16 protein-coding genes, 1 tRNA gene and 2 pseudogenes are annotated in these 17791 nt (G+C 50.9%); 8 read left to right on the top strand and 11 right to left on the bottom strand.

What is annotated here, in order from left to right; all coding sequences use genetic code 11:
* The first annotated feature begins 261 nt into the window (after positions 1–261).
* From XI25_RS32955 to XI25_RS31365, 3 genes are all read left to right on the top strand, one after another.
* Positions 262–549: a PDC sensor domain-containing protein gene (locus XI25_RS32955; RefSeq protein ID WP_152669151.1), complete on the top strand. Its 288-nt coding sequence runs from the start codon at positions 262–264 to the stop codon at positions 547–549.
* The gene (locus tag XI25_RS31360; RefSeq protein WP_052759626.1) at positions 530–1054 is read left to right on the top strand and encodes a cache domain-containing protein; all 525 of its coding nucleotides are present in this window, start codon (positions 530–532) and stop codon (positions 1052–1054) included. The genes XI25_RS32955 and XI25_RS31360 overlap by 20 nt, the downstream gene beginning before the upstream one ends.
* A 67-nt stretch (positions 1055–1121) precedes the next feature.
* Positions 1122–1658 carry a GGDEF domain-containing protein gene (locus tag XI25_RS31365; protein ID WP_052759627.1) on the top strand — a complete coding sequence of 179 codons (537 nt, stop codon included), beginning with the start codon at positions 1122–1124 and terminating at the stop codon, positions 1656–1658.
* 198 nt (positions 1659–1856) lie between these two features.
* On the opposite strand, the pseudogene XI25_RS32220 reads toward XI25_RS31365, so the two are convergent.
* The 5 genes and pseudogenes from XI25_RS32220 to XI25_RS15945 form a co-directional block, all read right to left on the bottom strand.
* Positions 1857–2063 (bottom strand): annotated as a pseudogene (locus XI25_RS32220) (transposase); the annotation flags it as partial.
* A gap of 862 nt (positions 2064–2925) precedes the next feature.
* A complete protein-coding gene (locus XI25_RS15930) occupies positions 2926–4278 on the bottom strand; it encodes a serine hydrolase domain-containing protein (RefSeq protein WP_235439919.1) in 1353 nt (450 codons plus the stop codon).
* A 41-nt stretch (positions 4279–4319) separates the two neighbouring features.
* Positions 4320–5249, bottom strand: coding sequence for an alpha/beta fold hydrolase (locus tag XI25_RS15935; protein ID WP_235439920.1), 930 nt, complete (start codon positions 5247–5249; stop codon positions 4320–4322).
* Positions 5219–6016 (bottom strand): MerR family transcriptional regulator, encoded by a 798-nt coding sequence (locus tag XI25_RS15940; protein ID WP_052759628.1) that lies wholly within the window; start codon positions 6014–6016, stop codon positions 5219–5221. Before XI25_RS15940 ends, XI25_RS15935 begins: the two co-directional genes overlap by 31 nt.
* A 244-nt stretch (positions 6017–6260) precedes the next feature.
* Positions 6261–8831, bottom strand: a complete 2571-nt coding sequence (locus XI25_RS15945) for an adenosylcobalamin-dependent ribonucleoside-diphosphate reductase (protein ID WP_442950404.1) — start codon at positions 8829–8831, stop codon at positions 6261–6263.
* Between the two features lie 639 nt (positions 8832–9470).
* Here XI25_RS15945 and XI25_RS15955 point away from each other — a divergent pair.
* The 3 genes and pseudogenes from XI25_RS15955 (at position 9471) to XI25_RS15965 (ending at position 13434) form a co-directional block, all read left to right on the top strand.
* A pseudogene (locus XI25_RS15955) lies at positions 9471–11221 on the top strand (DEAD/DEAH box helicase).
* 1 nt (position 11222) lies between these two features.
* Complete coding sequence (locus XI25_RS15960; RefSeq protein ID WP_046679452.1) at positions 11223–12182, top strand: YqhG family protein; 960 nt, start codon at positions 11223–11225, stop codon at positions 12180–12182.
* A 142-nt stretch (positions 12183–12324) separates the two neighbouring features.
* Positions 12325–13434, top strand: coding sequence for a hypothetical protein (locus tag XI25_RS15965; RefSeq protein WP_152669153.1), 1110 nt, complete (start codon positions 12325–12327; stop codon positions 13432–13434).
* A gap of 277 nt (positions 13435–13711) precedes the next feature.
* Here the strand turns inward: XI25_RS15965 and XI25_RS15970 are convergent, their stop codons facing one another.
* On the bottom strand, positions 13712–13900 hold the full coding sequence (locus tag XI25_RS15970) for a YqzE family protein (protein WP_046679453.1): 189 nt from the start codon (positions 13898–13900) through the stop codon (positions 13712–13714).
* 225 nt (positions 13901–14125) lie between these two features.
* Here XI25_RS15970 and XI25_RS15975 point away from each other — a divergent pair, with 225 nt between their 5' ends.
* Positions 14126–15016 (top strand): N-acetylmuramoyl-L-alanine amidase, encoded by an 891-nt coding sequence (locus XI25_RS15975; RefSeq protein WP_442950405.1) that lies wholly within the window; start codon positions 14126–14128, stop codon positions 15014–15016.
* 142 nt (positions 15017–15158) lie between these two features.
* On the opposite strand, the gene XI25_RS15980 is transcribed toward XI25_RS15975, so the two are convergent.
* A tRNA-Leu gene (locus tag XI25_RS15980) sits at positions 15159–15242 on the bottom strand.
* 172 nt (positions 15243–15414) lie between these two features.
* Here XI25_RS15980 and XI25_RS15985 point away from each other — a divergent pair.
* A complete protein-coding gene (locus XI25_RS15985; RefSeq protein ID WP_046679454.1) occupies positions 15415–15819 on the top strand; it encodes a hypothetical protein in 405 nt (134 codons plus the stop codon).
* Between the two features lie 106 nt (positions 15820–15925).
* Here XI25_RS15985 and XI25_RS15990 read toward each other — a convergent pair whose 3' ends face one another.
* The 4 genes from XI25_RS15990 to XI25_RS16005 all read right to left on the bottom strand — a co-directional run bounded on the left by XI25_RS15990 (position 15926) and on the right by XI25_RS16005 (position 17702).
* Positions 15926–16255 (bottom strand): carboxymuconolactone decarboxylase family protein, encoded by a 330-nt coding sequence (locus XI25_RS15990; RefSeq protein WP_046679455.1) that lies wholly within the window; start codon positions 16253–16255, stop codon positions 15926–15928.
* A gap of 78 nt (positions 16256–16333) precedes the next feature.
* A complete protein-coding gene (locus tag XI25_RS15995) occupies positions 16334–16552 on the bottom strand; it encodes a hypothetical protein (RefSeq protein WP_046679456.1) in 219 nt (72 codons plus the stop codon).
* Between the two features lie 123 nt (positions 16553–16675).
* Positions 16676–17005 carry a hypothetical protein gene (locus XI25_RS16000; protein ID WP_046679457.1) on the bottom strand — a complete coding sequence of 110 codons (330 nt, stop codon included), beginning with the start codon at positions 17003–17005 and terminating at the stop codon, positions 16676–16678.
* Positions 17006–17129: 124 nt separating this feature from the next.
* Positions 17130–17702: a xanthine phosphoribosyltransferase gene (locus tag XI25_RS16005; RefSeq protein WP_046679458.1), complete on the bottom strand. Its 573-nt coding sequence runs from the start codon at positions 17700–17702 to the stop codon at positions 17130–17132.
* Between the last annotated feature and the right edge of the window lie 89 nt (positions 17703–17791).

Here is a 17791-nt window from a genome sequence, read left to right on the forward strand (position 1 = left end):
AATATGATTATTGGAATTTTTTTATAGCATTATTTTAAAATCTAAATTACTGGTGAGAGTGAATGACACAAAATCAAAAAATCTCCAATCGTCCTGAAACAAAAGGTAAGTCTAACAACACTTGTAACAGGTCTCGTTTGTTTAACTCTAATCATTACCGTAACGATTCTCCTTTTGCTAACCTTTCATTTTAAAAACCAATCATTGATTGAAACTACGCTTAATTTAAATTCATCTAATGCAAATAATATGAGCAAATCTATGGATAGATTACTTAGATCAATGAAAGATAGTTTACATTATTCTGTCGAGGTTCTTCGTAACTATCCACAAATGACTACAGATGAAACAAATCAAAAGCTAGAGTTATTGAGAAAAACCAGCCAATTTTTCAACTCAATCGCCCTCATTGATGAAACTGGACGGTTTCATTCGACCTCCCCGTCTTCACTGAGGGGGTTGGAAGGTACAATTGTCACCTCTGAGGTTGCCAAAGAAATGTTGAAAAAAAAAAGCGGCGTATTTATCCATGCCTTTTATTACAACTAAAACAAATAGACTAATTGTATCAATGAGTGAGCCAATTTTTGATGAGAATGGTACATATCGAGGATACATCGTTGGAACGATCTACCTCAAAGAGCCTAATGTAATTAGCCAAGTATTCGGAAGTACTAAGATTGATGAGTATGGCTCATATTATTATGTGGTTAGTTCCAATGGGTATCTGCTGTACCACCCTAAAGCCGAGCGGATTGGTGAGAATGTTTCTGCAAATCCAGTCGTTAACCAGCTAGTAAAGGGACAAAACGGGAAACAACAAGTGGTGAATTTACTCGGAGTCACTCAACTCGCAGGATATTCCGTAGTTCCTTCAACTGGATGGGGAATCGTTGTTGTCTCTCCTTCTCAATTAATTGATAGTGAATTAAATCAGTTTATTAAAGAAACTCTGTTTTATTTTATTCCGGTAATTTTTCTTTCTTTAATCAGTGCAATTTGGCTCTCTCGCCGGTTATCCCTTCCATTTTTTTTCTTTAACAAAATTAGTTAACCAATCTAAGAATGGTCACAGCCCCCCTAAGGAAGTACGTACCTATATTAATCGAGAGGCCGATTTGTTGGCCACGGCGCTAGATACTTTTATAAAGCAAACCGAGCAATACACTAATAATTTGGCCCGTGAAGCTTTGATTGATCCACTTACAGGATTATTGAACCGAAGAAATCTTGAGAAACTTATGAAACAATGGATGTTTGAGTCGGAAGAGTTTACACTCCTGATCATGGATATAGATCGATTCAAGATAATTAATGATACATATGGTCATAACACCGGGGATATCATTTTAATACATCTTGCAGCATTATTGCAGAATACTGTCCGTAAAGATGATATATGCTTTAGGTTTGGTGGGGAAGAGTTTGTTGTTTTGATTAAGGGAACTCCTCTATCTGAAGCGTACGCCTTATCGGAGAAAATACGCATTGCATTCGAAACGAACGAGAATCCGATTGGAAAGACATGTACTCTGTCTTTAGGGCTTGCCCATTATCCCTCTCAGGCCGAAGAACCTACTGAATTGCTAAAACTTGCGGATCAAGCTTTATACGAAGCTAAGCGGAGAGGGCGGAATCAAAGTTGTGTCTTTGAATAAATATTTATCAAATCAATTGAGGGTTGGTTTTTTCTATATAAATCCGATACAATATTCTATTGCTGCATTTGACACAATGTACTCAGTCTAAAGCCCTGGATACGTTTATCTGCTTCGTACAGTTGCCATAACTCACTTAAAATAAGAGCGGTCAAGTCCAAAATTATGTGTAAATTCCCTCAAGCAAAATTCGTTGCTCTAGCTTAACCGTACAACCTTGGAAGAAGTCTTAGCATGTGTTTTGCGCCATTCCGAATAATCCGTCATATCCAGATACTTTCGGCCATTGCTCCACTTTTCATCTATCTCCATTAGCAGGGCTCCAAGTAATCGGTATGCAGATTCGCGGTTTGGAAAGATACGAATCACACGCTCACGACACCGTACTTCCTCGTTTAAACGCTCCTGGCTGAGCATGTGCCCAAGCACTTCTCGTGTTCCGTCGGTATTGACTCCTGTTGCGATCAAAAGTCCATGAGAGCGCACACGACCGTCTTCACGTTTATTTCGTTAGAATCCCACTCATCTGATATCTCTAAATGCCAAGATCTTTGCAATCTTTCTAATTTGTTTTCTTCTATCCATTTGTAGTTTTTCATATGTATTTCTAATTTCAACCTTTATGTCTAATGACTGCATATTTTTTGTTTTGGAACTGACGGACTTAGCCTCACAGGGTTGTTCGCTGATTTCACTTTTCTGCATTCCTCATCTCGCGAACCAAGGGCAAAACCCGATGTAGATATGGTGTTATATGATGTGAGTGCGATCTTCGATTAACCTTCAATAAAAACGTTTTTTATTTGTTTCTATTTTCAAATTTTTAATTCTCAGGCTTTGATACATTTATTTTTTTTCATTGTGTTATTAAATATGTAATAAAGACCAAGTGCTGAGAACACTTGGTCAGTACAATTGGCTTGGATGGTTATTCCCTTCTTAGTCAATTAAGAACGAAACCTACCTTCTGCTTTCAATCCTAGGGTGGGTTTTTACTTTTTCTTGTTGTTATATATTAATTTATGTTAAAAGAGCAACGTTCCAAAGAGGAATTCGAAGGGAAACCATGCCCACCCAAGATTCAATTTTAGTTATATTTTACCTGTTATCACATCTACGCACAAGCGTTCCTATCGTTTTGTTGGGAAGCCTTTCGCCGAATGAAATCCACGCAGATGAGAATGGGCGGCCATACGCATCCCGATCATTTCGCGTACCGCCTTGCACTCATCTCTCAACTCGCTCCGCCACGCTCTGGTCCTCATGCTCATACCAGATCAACCGGGTGCTCTTGSCACGTCTCAGCGACGGTGAATTCCAGTTCTGTCGCCGTTTGCTGCTCATAGTAACGTATGGCACTGATCGGCAGCAGCGACAACACCATCCCGTTGTCCAGTTTCATATAGAGTTGCTCTTGCTTGACGTAGACCTCCACATCCAGCGTCTTGCCCTGTCCATCCGAAAAGCGGTATATGCCCAGATGCGGTTCATATTCTTCCGGTGCAAGCGGTACAATTGTGGGAAGCACCACTGGTCGCGGCATTTCAAAACGCTCGCCGGCGATGATTTGTTCAATGCTCTGGATCAACTGCTGGGTATAGGCAAATTCCTGCTCTCCATTTTGCAGGAGGATCAGGGTGACATCATGATCAACATAGCGTTTAAACAGGGTTGCATATCCCGGCCAACCGCCGCTGTGATACATAATATGACCTAGCCGCTTATGATGCTCAATCAGCCATCCAAACCCATAGTCAAACGTTTCACCGTTATTCAGCACGACCGGTGCGAACATGACCTCGCGCAACTGCGGAGCCATGAATCCGTCATCATAAAGCGCACGATCCAGACGCATCAAATCCCCGACCGTACTGTTCACCATTCCATCCCCCTGCAAGCCGTCCAAATAGCGTACGTAGCTCAGCTCCGGCACCTCATCCGGCAGCACATAACCGCCGCGATCCAGCCGATAGACATAGCCCCAGGCGTAGTCTTCCGGAACCGGACCTGGATCAACGCGCCGATTGTACACCCGTGTCCGCGTCATGCCGAGCGGCTGAAAGATCTGTTCGGACAGAAAGTCCGCGTAAGACCGGCCGCTTATCCGCTCGATCAGGATCGCCAGCATAATATAGCCGGTATTGCTGTACATCCAGCTGTCATTGGGCGCAAACAACGAATCAGGCCGATGGGCAGCGAGCATGTGCAACACATCTTCGTTGGTGGCATACTGCGCAGGATTCCACACCTTGGCGAACAGCTCCATATAATCCGGCAAGCCCGATGTATGGGACAACAAGTGGCGCACCGTGATGCCCGGATACGGCAATTCCGGCAACCACCTGGACACCGGATCCTCCCACTGCAGCTTGCCAAGCTGTTGCAGGCGGATGATGCCCAGTGCCGTAATCGGTTTGGAGACCGACGCTAATTCGAACATCGATTCGGTGGTAAGCGGACGTATTCCATCACTGCTGAATTCCGCGCTTCCCATCGCTTCGCAAAGAAGAGTCACGCCCTTTTCGGCGATTAGGATTACCCCATTAAAAGTTGCCTGTTCTCTGATTAGCCCCATCAGTGCGGACAATTGTGCAATTCGTTCTGTTTTTGCTGCTGCCATCCCTGATCCTCTCCTTCGTTTATGTTCATATAGTCGCACAACTAACATCTCTGTAACTGTCCATCGCGCAGTACAAGTAAAATCTCTCGCCAGATCCGCTCATCTTCTGTTAGAAAATGCCCCGCTTCCTCTACCGTTGTTACTTGAATCGCCCCCGCCCTCGCCGTATAACGAACCATTTCCTCGTACGGGGCCAAAGTATCCTGTGTTCCGTGGAAAACATAAGTGGGCAAATGAATGTCCGCTAAAGTGAAGCCCCACGGTTTGCCCAACAACAGATTTTCTCGGACAAGCTCTTCCGGCCCCTGGCGGTAAGCTTCACGCATATGCAGCATCATTGCCTCCTGCTGCTCTCCATGCTGCAAGACGGCTCGATCGCTCGCAGGAAGATGCCGATTGCCCTCGCGCAAGCTTTTCTTGAAGCGCTGCGGGTCTTTATCGATCATTTTCACCTGGGCGGAAACGGTACTTCGCATCAGCCAGGGCATATAGCGACACAACCAGAAAACCGCTCGATTGCTGCGGGACATCGATCTCGGCGCTTTGCCCGAGACGAACGGCATCACGCTGGAGACGAGTGCAGCCGAGCGCAGACCCAAGGGAGCGTGGTATGCGCAGGCAGCTGCGTAAGCGCCGCCGCCAGATACGCCCAATACCGAATACTCATGGAGTTCCCAATGCTGCACCGCTTCTTTCACATCGTTTACCCAGTCAAACAGAGTCCGATCGGGCTGCGGATCGGAACCCCCGTATCCAGGTCGGTCCAGTGCCAGCAGACGAATCCCAAGTTGATGAGAGATCGGCTCGTCATCCACAAACCACAGGCGACTGCCCGGAGTTCCATGGAACAACAAGATCGGGTAGCCGGATATTTGTCCGTATTCGTGGTATGCCAGATTCCGTCCGTCAAGCAACCTTACTTTTCCTTCACGAGCCTGGTTCATCGATACATCCCCTCCTTTTTCGTCCATAGCAGTTTGCCTGCTTCAATCATCCCGTACTTGTCCAGATAGTGGGCCAATGCGGCATCCAGCCATGCCGTCTCCGCCTCATTGAATGGCATTTCCACCAAGTGTTCGAGCCGAGCGCACTGTTCTTCATCCAGATTGCTGAAATTCGCAATCGCCTCCGCATCCAGAAACGTCATCACCCGCTGCACATAGGTACCAATCACCGCCTCTACTTCTGCCGAATCGACCGGAACGCCGCTCAGCCGTTTGACATCTCTGGAGAAGCGCACCGTCTCTGCATCCATCAATTCTACCTCTTCAGCGGTCATATCGAACAAGGCCGTTGCCGTATGCTCCGACAGATGGTCTTCCACCCAGTCTCGCTGCTTGCTTTCCTGGCCCATGTTGCGGATCAAACTGAACATCAGTTGGTGCTCCAATTGCCCTTCACGGTGTACGATGGCAATCATTCGTTTGATCATCTCCAGCGATTTGTCCAATTCAGCCCGTGTCGTTTCCAATGCCTGCTGCTGTAGCTTCAGCATCTCCACCAGAGACAGATCATATTTCGGATGCTGAAGCAAGTCCCTGATGCGTTCCAGACTGAAGCCCAATTGTTTCAGACTTAATATTTTCTGCAGGGTCATCATGTCATCCGTTCCATATATCCGGTGCCCGCTCGCTTGCCTTTGGGGTTTTAACAAGCCAATCTCATCATAATAATGGAGGGTTCGCACCGGAATACCGGTCATTTTCGCAAATGTGCCAATCATATACGTCATCTTCATCTCAGCACCTCCTTACGCTCTCATTATAGAACCTACAGTAACTGGAGATGCAAGTATCGATAACAAAAAAGAGGCTTGCCGTCACATCATGACAAGCAGGCCTCCGTTCTTCAGAACCTTTTATTTCTATAATTATGATCCGTTTTGATGTCCGGCCGCAGGCTCGGTATCTGCTCCAAATCGAGCCAGTCCGCCTTCATCCCGGTCTTCTCTCTAACCTTTTTCTATCTCACGCACGAGCCTCTTACGAGCACCTGCTGTACCCGCAGTTGCTGCAGGTCTTGCAGCCCTCGATGTTGATCAGCGACGCGCCGCCGCAGGACGGGCATAGGTCGCGCGAGGTGGCCGCGCTGTGGCTGTGGCCGCCATGTCCGCCGTGGTCGGCGGCGGGCTCGGCCGGAGCCATCGTGGCCGCAACCGGCGCCGGATCATGGTCATAATCGCCAGGCGCGCTGTTGGCCACATGCGTTTCGAGAGCCTTGGCCACGGCATCCGCGATGGACTCGACGCGGTTTGCGCCGAAGCCGATGGCGCCGGAGCCGCCGATGCCTTTCAGGTGTTTGATCAACAGTTCCACCTTGTTGCCATGATCGCCGTAACGCAGGAACAAGGAGCAAACGCGGCCCAAGGCTTCCGCCATGGCGAACACATCGGAGCCGGCTTTGCCGACGTTCAGGAAGATTTCGCCCGGCGTTCCGTTCAGATCATTGATCGTAATGTACGCCATGCCGAACGGCGTATTGATTTTATAAGTCGCTCCGCGAAGTACTTGCGGACGGCTCTTGTACTGTTTGTCCAGCCCGCTCTTGCTTGTCGCGGCAGGAGCCGTGCCTGCGGATACCGTGCTTTCGGATGAAACGGCGCTCTCCTTCACCGCGGAAGCCGGAGCTGCAGCCGATTCGGAAGACGATGCAACCGCTTCGCTCTTCTCCTCTTTCTTTTCGGTCTGCAGAACCTGCACGTCGCGGCTGCCGTCACGGTAGATCGTCACGCCTTTGCAGCCCAGATCGAAGGCGAGTTCGTACAGGCGCTTCGTCTCTTCCACCGTAAAGTCGGCCGGGCAGTTCGCCGTCTTCGAGATCGAGCTGTCCACCCAGCGCTGGATCGCGGCTTGAGCGCGGATATGATCCTCGGCGGAAAGATCCATCGCCGTTACGAAATAATCCGGCAGCGTCTCGCCCGGATGGCTGTCCAGCCACTCCTGCGCGATCGGCACGAACTGCTCGTCGAAGCCGAGACGGCTTTGGCGATAATATTTGAAGGCAAAGTACGGCTCGATGCCGGTCGACGTTCCGACCATCGTGCCCGTGCTTCCCGTCGGCGCCTGGGTAATCACCGTAACGTTGCGGGCGCCTTTGGTGCGGACCGCTTCTCCGACTTCAGGGAAGGTCTCCACGATGTTTTTCATGAAGCCGCTTTGCAGGTACAATTCGGCATCGAACGCTTTAAACGAGCCTTTTTCTTGCGCGATATCAGCCGAAGCAAGATAAGCTTCGCGGGCGATAAAACCGTACAGTTTGTCGAGGAATTCAAGCGATTCCGGACTGCCGTAGCGGATGCCCAGCTTGATCATCAGCTCGGCAAGCCCCATCGTGCCGAGGCCGACGCGGCGCTCTTTTTTCTGGTTCGCTTCATTTTCCGGGAAATGATATGGCGTCGTATCGATCACGTTATCCAGGAAACGCACGGAATAACGGGTGGTTTCGGCCAGATCATCCCACGCCACATCATGTTTTTCCTCATCGTAAAACTTAGACAGGTTCATCGCGGACAGGTTGCAGACGCCCCAGCCCGGAAGCCCCTGCTCGCCGCACGGGTTGGTACAGATAATCGGGTTGAAGTACCAGCTGTTGGACATCTGGTTGTAGTACTCCATGAATACGACGCCCGGCTCCGCCGATTTCCATGCCGACTCGATGATCGTATGCCAGATCTCGCGGGCTTTGACCGTTTTGTAGGTGATCACCTTGCGGCCCGACTGCTTCCATTTATCCAGGTCTCCGTCCCACTCCTCGTCGTAACCCGGCTCGCTCGTGTCCGGGAATACCAGATCCCAGTCAAGATCCTCCTTCACGGCTTTCATGAAGCCGTTGCTCACGCATACCGAAAGGTTGGCGTTGGTGACTTGGCCCATCGTCTGCTTCACGGTGATGAAATCCATCACGTCCGGATGCCAGTCGTTCATCATCAGCATCAGCGCGCCCCGACGGCTGCCGCCCTGCTCAATTAGTCCCGTCGTATAGCTGAACAGGCCGCCCCAGGATACCGCGCCGCTGGAAGAGCCGTTAACCCCTCTTACAATGGCGCGACGGGGACGAAGGGAGGACAGGTTAATGCCCACGCCGCCCCCGCGAGCCATGATTTCCGTCATTTCGGACAGGGTTTCCATAATGCCGCCGCGGCTGTCTTTTGGCGATGGAATCACGTAGCAGTTGAACAAGGTCAGCTCGTCGCTTGCCCCCGCCCCTGCCGCGATCCGTCCGCCGGGAACCAGCTTCCAGTCGTCCAGCACATGGCGGAACTTCGCTCGCCATTCCTCCTGCAGTTCAGGCGTTGCCTCAACAGAGGCCATGGCAGTCGCAAGGCGGTCCCACATCTCTTCCGGCGTTTTCTCGATCGTCAGCGTCAGTTTCTCCACGTCGGATTCCACCAGCTCGCCTTTGCGAGTCTTCACCGTCACGAGACGTCCCTCACGCTTTACAATCTCGCCGACTTCCTTCGTCGGGAACTTGGGGTCGTCTTTCGTGAGCACCAGCACCACGTCGCCCACCTTGGCATTGTTAGAATCCGCATCTTTCCATGCATACCGGTCCAAAAAAAATCTTTTCGCTCAAACCTTCCAACCGCTGATTTTGCATCGTACCCAAGAGCCATTACCTCCTATTTTATAAAACAATAATTCATATAAAATCCGCGTTTAAACCGTTATCCTGCGGTCTATAAAACATAACCCTATATGTATACCGGTTAAACGAGAAAACATAAGTTTCACACCACATATTGTGGGCGAACTCCATTATACTATACTATATATGGTAAAACTATGCGGATGTTGCGGAATATGAGGCATGTACACCCGCCAGGGACGCACAACCTGCCTTTTTCTCATATTCTCTCCTTTTTTCGCAATTACTTTCTGCAGTAGGAACTCCCCTTCGTCCTTACAAAAGCCGCCTTCGTTTCTATAAAAGGAATATAAGCCAGGCATATAAAGAAACTATATTTTGAACAATCGAACCACAGTCTCCCCCGCGCCTGCGTTTTCCTTAGAGCCAACCTGGCTGAAATATTTCAAATCCGCCTGTTTGCCGAAACTTCTCCTCTTACACCTTCCAAAGCCTTCCAGAACAAAAACATACAGAACACCCGTAAGGTTATGAAGTATTCTCTTTTCGTCCATACTAGGCCTACACCGTTTGTCCGGAAATGACACCTAGGAGGAGATTTTGTGAACATGAAGTCGCCCGGTCCACCGGGAACCGTTACCGATCCGCGTCTCCCCGTTCCTCTTCATATCGACCGTTCGTGGCTCGAAGATTTGGAGAACCGTCTGGACAAGGGCGGGCCTTGGGGGGATTGGCGTTTATCCCGGCTCGCCGTAAAAGGCGAGGAGTCCCGTTTGGTGACGAGCTTTGAAGAGCTGCAGTGCCTCAAGCACATCGGCAGTCTCTCCCCGCTTCCGCATCAGATCGATACGGCCCGGCGCGTGCTGTTCGAAATGTCCGGCAGAGCCATTTTGGCCGATGAAGTCGGCCTTGGGAAGACGATTGAAGCAGGCCTCATTTTAAAAGAATATCTCGTGCGGGGTCTTGTCTCCAAAGTGCTCATTCTCGTTCCCGCCTCCCTTGTGCTGCAGTGGGTCCGGGAGCTGAACTCCAAATTCGGCATTCCCGCGATTGCGCAGAAAAAGGCCTACTCTTGGGGCAACGACATCGTCGTGGCATCCATGGATACCGCAAAGCGCGATCCGCACCAGGAAATTTTGCTGAACGAAGAATACGACATGCTCATTATCGACGAGGCTCACAAGCTCAAAAACAAAAAAAACATCGAACTATCAATTTATACAGAAGCTGCGGAAAAAGTACTGCCTGCTGCTTACCGCAACGCCCGTGCAGAACGACCTCAGCGAGCTCTTCAACCTCATTACGCTGCTGAAGCCGGGACAGCTCGGACGGCAGGGCGATTTCTCCGCCAACTTCGTGGTCGACAAGCGCAGGCCGAAAAACCAGGAGTTGCTGAAGGAAGAGCTGTCCAAGGTGATGATCCGGAACCGGAGGGGCGAAGCGCCCATGAAATTCACCAAGCGCTCCGTGCGCAACGTCGGCCTGCAGCTATCTCCCGAAGAACAGTCATTATACGACGGGGTCACCTCCTTCGTCAAAGATCAGTATCAGGCAGCAGGGGGAAATTTAAGCAGCATGCTCTCCCTGGTTACGCTCCAGCGGGAGGTATGCAGCAGCCGGGATGCCGTCTTCGTCACCCTCGTCAATCTGTCCAAAAAAACTGCCGGAGGACTCTCCCCTTCGCGATAAAATCTGGGAGCTCGTCTATCTGATCAAGGCGATCAAAGCGAACACGAAAGCCGAAAAGGCAATCGAGCTCATCAAAGACGTAAACGAAAAAGTGATCGTGTTCACCGAATACCGGGCGACCCAGGAATATTTGCTGAACTATTTCCGGGATCACGGCCTGATCTCCGTACCTTACCGGGGCGGGATGAATCGCGGAAAAAAGGACTGGATGATGGATCTCTTCCGCGGCAAAGCCCAGGTCATGATCGCCACCGAGGCCGGCGGGGAGGGCATCAATCTGCAGTTTTGCCACCACATGATCAACTTCGACCTGCCCTGGAACCCGATGCGGGTGGAGCAGCGGATCGGACGCGTTCACCGTTTGGGTCAGACGAACGACGTGAATATTTTCAACCTGTCCACCTCCGGCACGATTGAAGAGCACATCCTCAATCTGCTGCACGAGAAGATCAACATGTTCGAAATGGTCATCGGCGGCCTGGACGTTATTCTTGAACGGTTTGAGAAGAAAGAATCGCTCGAAAAGAGCCTGTACAAAATCATGCTGGAATCCGGAAGCGACGACGAAATCCGCAGCCGTCTCAGCTCCCTCGGCGATTCGCTGCATCATATCAAACGCGAGCTGGAGATAGAGTCCACCTCAGAAAACCTTAGAGAGGAAGAAGCCTGACATGAGTTTGACGCCGCAGGAGGTACAGCAGCACTTCATGGCCTATCTGGAAGCCACCGAATGCACCGTCATTGAAAAATCGCCCGAGCATGTCACCGTAAAGCTTTCGCCCCAGGCGGACAAAATGCTGACCAACCGACCCTATTATTGGAACTTTGTCGAGCGTACCGGTGCCCCGGCCGAAACCTTGTCCTTTTCGTTCGTGTTCGATCCGGCCAAATATGACGAACGCCTGGCCAAACAGGCCGAGGCCGCGCGGAACACCCAGCCGGGCGGGGGACAGGATGCCCTCCTATCCCGCTATTACGGCAATGCTCCCGTCCTTCCGGTCATCGGACCGGGGCGGATCCAGCGCGAGGATGTCCTGTACGGCAGCCGCCGTTTGTCCCAGATTTGGGAAGCCTCCAGGGAGGAAGGACGGTGCGTGTACCTGTTTGAGCAACCGGATGAGGAGCGGCGTCCCAAGACCCGCTCAGCCGCGCTGGAGCAGTGGCTCGGCGTCTGCTTCAAGGTGGAATTCAGCTGTGATTTGAAGCGCGAGGAGCTTCATTTTCTGGCCGTCTCCCTGTCGCGCCGAACGGTGGCCGAGAACTTCGAAGCACAGCTTCAGGGACGCGTGCTTACGCCCCGGCTCCCGGAATATGTTCACGTCCGTCCAGGCGTACTGTCGCTCTCCCAGGCGGCCTCGATCCTAGAGGAGCATATGGTGCAAAAGCTGTCGGCGCTCGATTATGCTTGGGCGGATCAGGCGCGAATCCGCCTGGAAGAGGAGCTGGCGGTCATCGACAGCTACTATGAGGATTTGCTGAATGAACCCGACGAAGAGAAGAAAACGCAGATATCGGAGCAGTACCGCAACCGGAGAACGGAAATGCAGTGGCAGTACGAACCGAAAATAAGCCTGTCCGCCATAACCTGCGGACTGTTTCACCTGAGTTCGTCCGGGAACGCGCCGTCCTGACCCCCGTCAACAAAACAAGGCAAAATAAGACGCTCTATATCCAGCCCGGCCGCGACACGGTGCAACACCCTTTTCAAGGCTTGTCCTTTAAAATAAAGCTATTCCGCACATTTCACATTTTTATATAGAAAGGCGGTTAGCCGTGATGACCGGATTTGGCTTATCCCGTAAAACCATGTTCCGCAGGGCGATGAAAATGATCGTTCTGCTCACCTTGGCGGGCACTGCCTCAATAGGTGGTGATGCCCGCTCGGCCTACGCATCCCCCGATTCCCAATATACGAAGGCCAAGGAAATTTTTCAGGCAGATTCGCGTATACCGTTGAATGCGGTATTGACCGCTTCGGCCAACGTGCCGGATCGGCTTGAAGCGTTTGCCCGGCAGACGGTGAACGGACTGGCGGGGCACGCTCCCTTTAACGGCTGGAACGAGGCCGGTCTGGACTACACGCCGCTCGGACCCGGCACGCACAGCTGGCTCGTTACCCTTGAACATGACGACAAGCCGCTCGGCTATTTGATCATCACGTCGGATAACGCGGGCGGTTATGTCTTAAGCGAATACGGCCTTGGCACCGATCTTCCCTACAGCCTTGCCCCCTTGGAACGCGCGCTTGCTGACGGAGGATGGATCACGCCGGGTACAAAAGGCGGTAAAACCCTGCTCCCTTCCCTCCCTTCAGGCAGCCGCATCGAATCGGTATATGCCCCGGCCGCTCCTTTATGGAAAATAACGATTAAAGGGGCCAAGCCCCTATATGTTCATGCCGTTACGAATGAAATCATCCCCGAACCTACGCCTGAAAAACTGTCTCAGAAGAGTGAAGCGGGTGGCAAGGGTTCCGGAATTACAAGCGCTGCGGTATCTTTATCCCCCAGCCTGAATTTACCTCCTCAACGATTCTGGACTACGACCCAAGCCACCAGAACAAACAGCGAAGGCGATCCCTACTCGGATTTGCTGTGGCTCGCTGCGCCATCTTTGAAGGTTAGCAGCGGAAGCGAGTTTCAAAAATTGCTTCCGGCAAACAGCCATAAAACCCTGATGTTTACCGCAGGAAAGCAAAATGCCTCTTACGCGGCCCCCTTTAGCCTCACTGGCTGGCAGCGTTGGACCAAGCAAGGAACGGCAGTCTTCTACGTCACGGTGCCGCATCGCAATTTGGACATCATTCGATATATTCCCGCAGAACATCTGATTCGCTCCGGCCAATTCCGGGAAACTTCGAACTCATTTTCAAGCAATGGATAAGTGTCGAACATTCCAAAGGAATCCATTCAAAAAGAAAGAGCGTACTCATTTTTAAAAGCCAAAAGGACGCACCCCTAGCTGGGTTCAGCGTCCTTTTGCATGATTTCAATTTGATTTTTCCGCATCGGGCCCTGTACCGCTCATAATCCAATGTCTGAGCATGACTTCAACGCTTTAAGTTTTTCGCTTTATTGGAGAGGGCCGACCCCTGTCAGCAGCGCCGTCCCGTACAGGAACTGCCCCCGATGCGCAGGCTGGCGATCCGGCGCTTTATCGTTTAAAGCGTTTTTTTCGTCTTGGATACCAGGTCTTCCTTCCACAGCGATACCGAAAACGGAATCATCCCGAACCAGCGCGTACTCCACGGCTCCCGGCCTTGTTTTCTTTTTCGGGCTTCCTTCGGCGTATCCATATAACTCACAAAACGTTCCGTTATATATTTTATAAGTTCATCGCTGCTTGCCATCGATAAATCCTCCTTCAACCGTGAAATATGATCATTCTTCTTTATGTTTACAGGATGTACCGATTTCATTCATTATAGACCCCGGCATGTTTTCCCGTTTTTTGAGCAATATAAAAGCCAAGCCATAGTCAAGCGGAAACGACTCCGTCGCCCTATAAGAAATCGATGGCGTTTCGGCGAGACACGAACATCATTTTTAAACGACGAAAGCGGGCTGAATAAATCATGGTCACATGGACACGCCTTAGGAACCTTTCGGTGATATCCCTGGCTTTTCTGCTTGCCGTACACCCGGACACGGCGTTTGCCGAACCTCCGCTCACCCTTCCGGAGACATCTGCCGAAATGCAAATCAAGCCTGCATCCGACGGAAAAGGAGCTTCCCGGTTACCGGGCTTACATCGTGACACGTCCGTCTCAGCTCACCGCCACCATCCCTTCCCTCACGAGGTCATCCTTATTGACGCGGGCCATGGCGGCATAGACGGAGGGACCTCCTATGGAGACATCTTGGAAAAAGACATCAACCTAGCTATATCCCGCAGGCTTTTCATGCTGCTTCGCAGCAAGGGCTATCCTGCCGTGCTGAACCGGGATGCCGATTATGCCCTGAGCGACGACAACCGATGGCATGCCAGCCGGTCGCGGCACCGGAGAGACCTTGCTCAAAGAAAAGAGCTCAGCAGCGAAATTCCGACGAAAATGGTCGTCAGCATTCACGTCAACTGGGGTAGGAATACATCGAAGCGGGGCGGCATGGTCCTTCATCAGTCGGAAGGCAGAAGCTTTCTAGTCGCCGAATCGATACAGCAACAGCTGAACAAAATGTACCGCAGCCGGCATCGCACTTCGGTAGGCAAGCCTTTTTTATCTCCTGAACCGTACCCCGGTTCCGGCCGTTATTGTGGAGAGCGGATATCTAAGCAATGCCTCGGACCGGGAAAAACTGTGCAGCCGCAAAGGCCAAGTCGAGATTTCGGAAGCCATTGCCGGCGGTATTATGGATTATTTAACCGTCTTTTGAGCCAAAATCCAGGCAAAAAAAGGCGTTTCCCTGTCCATTTGGGGAAACGCCTTTTTTTTAGTTCAACAGCTCCCGGGCTTGGAGCCCAGTAAGGAAGCTCCTTGATTAGTTCGAAAACTCCGACGAATTTTATTTTATCTTTAAGCACCGGAATGAAAATTTTTAACGCAAGCATTTCGCAATGGATCAATAAAAAAAAGACAACTTCCAGTAAGAAGATGTCTTTTTAGAAGATGCGGTCGAGAGGACTCGAACCTCCACGGGGGTAAGCCCACACGGACCTGAACCGTGCGCGTCTGCCAATTCCGCCACGACCGCATATGGTGTGTCACAACAATCATTATCGCAGCGACAAGATATATCTTATCATGCTAACTTGGTAGAGTCAACACTTTTTTTTGAAACTTGATTAAATCCTCGAATATGGGTTAAAATAAGAACATAAGTTCCCTTTTATGATTTTTTTTCTAAATAAAGGCGGTGAACATCCATGGCGATTTCAAGCATTACCTCCGAGGAGCGATCCCTGATCAAGAGCTACCTGCTCCTCCTGTTTATCCATAAGGTATTTGAAAGAGACTGCCGGATCATTCAGGAAAGCGGCGTTTTCAAAACGCCCCAGCTTTACGTGGAGCTTGTCGGCAACGGGGCCAAGAGAGCCGCCGTGCTGCTCAAAGAAATCAAACAGGAATTCGGATCGCGCATGATCAAGGTATTTGAAATTCGCCGGGACCGGGACGGAGTGAAAGCCCGTTATGCTTGCCGGGGCTATATCGGAAGCATGGAAATTCTCTGGCCTTCCTTCCGGGAAGAAATGATGATCCGCATGCGCGCCTATCTGGGTTTGACGAACAGCGATATCCAGCCGCCGCAGCCCGCGGCAGCCGGACACTAGGCCAACGACAAACGCCTGAATTCGCATGAAATTTCAAAAAACCGTCTATCGACTCCGGAACAAATAGCCCGGCCGCGATAGACGGTTACATTTATTTACCTATTCATTAATGCAGCTGATGCTGCACTCGTGCCAGCCCTTGGGAGAGGGCATGTCCTGCAGAGGCTGCGGAAGCAACCGCGACCGCCTCCATGATTTGCGCATCGGTCGCCCCCTTGGAGCGTGCTTCCTCCATATGATAAAAGGTGCACAGCTCGTTGTTGGCGAACAATCCGATTCCCAAGGCAATCAGCTGTTTCGTTTTCTCGTCCAGCTCGCCCTCCTGGAAGCAGAGCCCCGTAAAGCTGTGGTACGACTCTGCAATCTCCGGCATGCTATGCTTCAGGTTCAATATTTCATTCTTGTACGTGTTGATCTTTTCATTGGATAAATCCATCTTTGGACACCTCGCTCGTTGGTCTTGATACCTGTTTATGGTGTCCTGTCCGAAGCATATCTATGCTTCTGAACGCTGCTACTCGCCTAAGGGGCTTCTTCGCGGCTCGCTCTGGAGCTGATAGCTGTAATTGCGATCCAGCTTCACCACCCGGCGGTTCCGCCGGCGTATAATGACGTGTTGCGGGTCCCAAGCCACCACGGTACCGATCACATCATTGCTCTCCAAGCCATCGCGAACCACCCTTACCCTCTCTCCGGACAATCTTAAAGCATCCAGTTGTTCATCGCTGATCACCAAACGTCCCTCCTTCCCTCTCATACATTATTTTCAAAAAGAGACCCGAATGAAATTCATTCAGGTCTCTGGAAATGCGATATGAATTAACATCCCGGCTCGGTGACTTTCTTCAAAAGGCGCTTAACGCTGGGCCGGCTCGATGCTGTCGTTCTTTTCAAACCAGAAATCAAGCACCGTCGACGACATAACCCGCTTCTCGACGTATTCCACCTGTTGTGCGGTAAACTCTTCTCTCCAGTCGTAAGAGAGCTCTTCACACAGGCCTGCAATGGTGAGCAGTTCAGACCAGGCCACGTAGCGTTTATACCAGAAGAACTGAGGATGTTCAATCATATAGGGATAAAGATCGTCAAACTCCGTATGCTTACAATCCAAAGCACGTTCAAAATGCACCTTCGCTTCGTTCAGCTTCTCAATCAAAAACGGCTCGGTTACCGGCTCTTTCCCCATGTTGCTGCCTCCTCTCTCTTTCCTGCCCTTATATTATAAGACAAAAAAGCGGAGTCGAAAAGAAGTTGTTAAGATTTTAGGCTCGATTCAAAGAAATGGCGATATGGCCATTCAAATCCGCTTGTCATTCTCCAAATGTAATCCGTCCGTTCTCCAGCGAGGCAATCCGGACCAGAGGCTCCACTTCGATTCCCTGCTCCCGGAGGGTTCTGGCTCCGGCCTGGAAGCTTTTTTCGATGACGACGCCAAGTCCCACCAGGTTCGCGCCGGCCCGCTCGATGATTTTGATCAGCCCCCGCGCGGCATCGCCGTTGGCAATAATGTCATCGATGAACAATACCTTATCGGATTCGCCGATATATTGGCGCGACATCATGATGTCCGTGACAATGCCTTTCGTAAAGGACGGCACCCGTTCGCACAGGGCATCCGGATCGGCAAGCAGCGTTTTTTTGCGGCGGGCGAATACCATAGGGACCCCAAGCTCAAGGGCTACCGCAAACGCAACGGAAATGCCGGATGATTCCAAGGTGACCACCCTCGTAACCCCCTTGTCCCTGAAACGCGCTGCAAAAGCCTTTCCCATCTCCATGATCAGGGCCGGGTCCACCTGATGGGTCAGCAGGGCATCCAGCTTGACGACCTGATCCGACACCACGACGGCTTCCTCAATAATCCGCTGTTTTAACCAATCCATTTCATGACCTCCCACGCCATTTACCTTTGTCGTAAAAGTAACATATCCGAAGAGGTCCGGCAAGTGTTTGTCCCGGCCCTACGGACAGG

The sequence above is a fragment of the Paenibacillus sp. DMB20 genome (assembly GCF_000987955.1).
In the GTDB taxonomy this organism is placed as follows: Bacteria; Bacillota; Bacilli; order Paenibacillales; family Paenibacillaceae; genus Paenibacillus_AQ.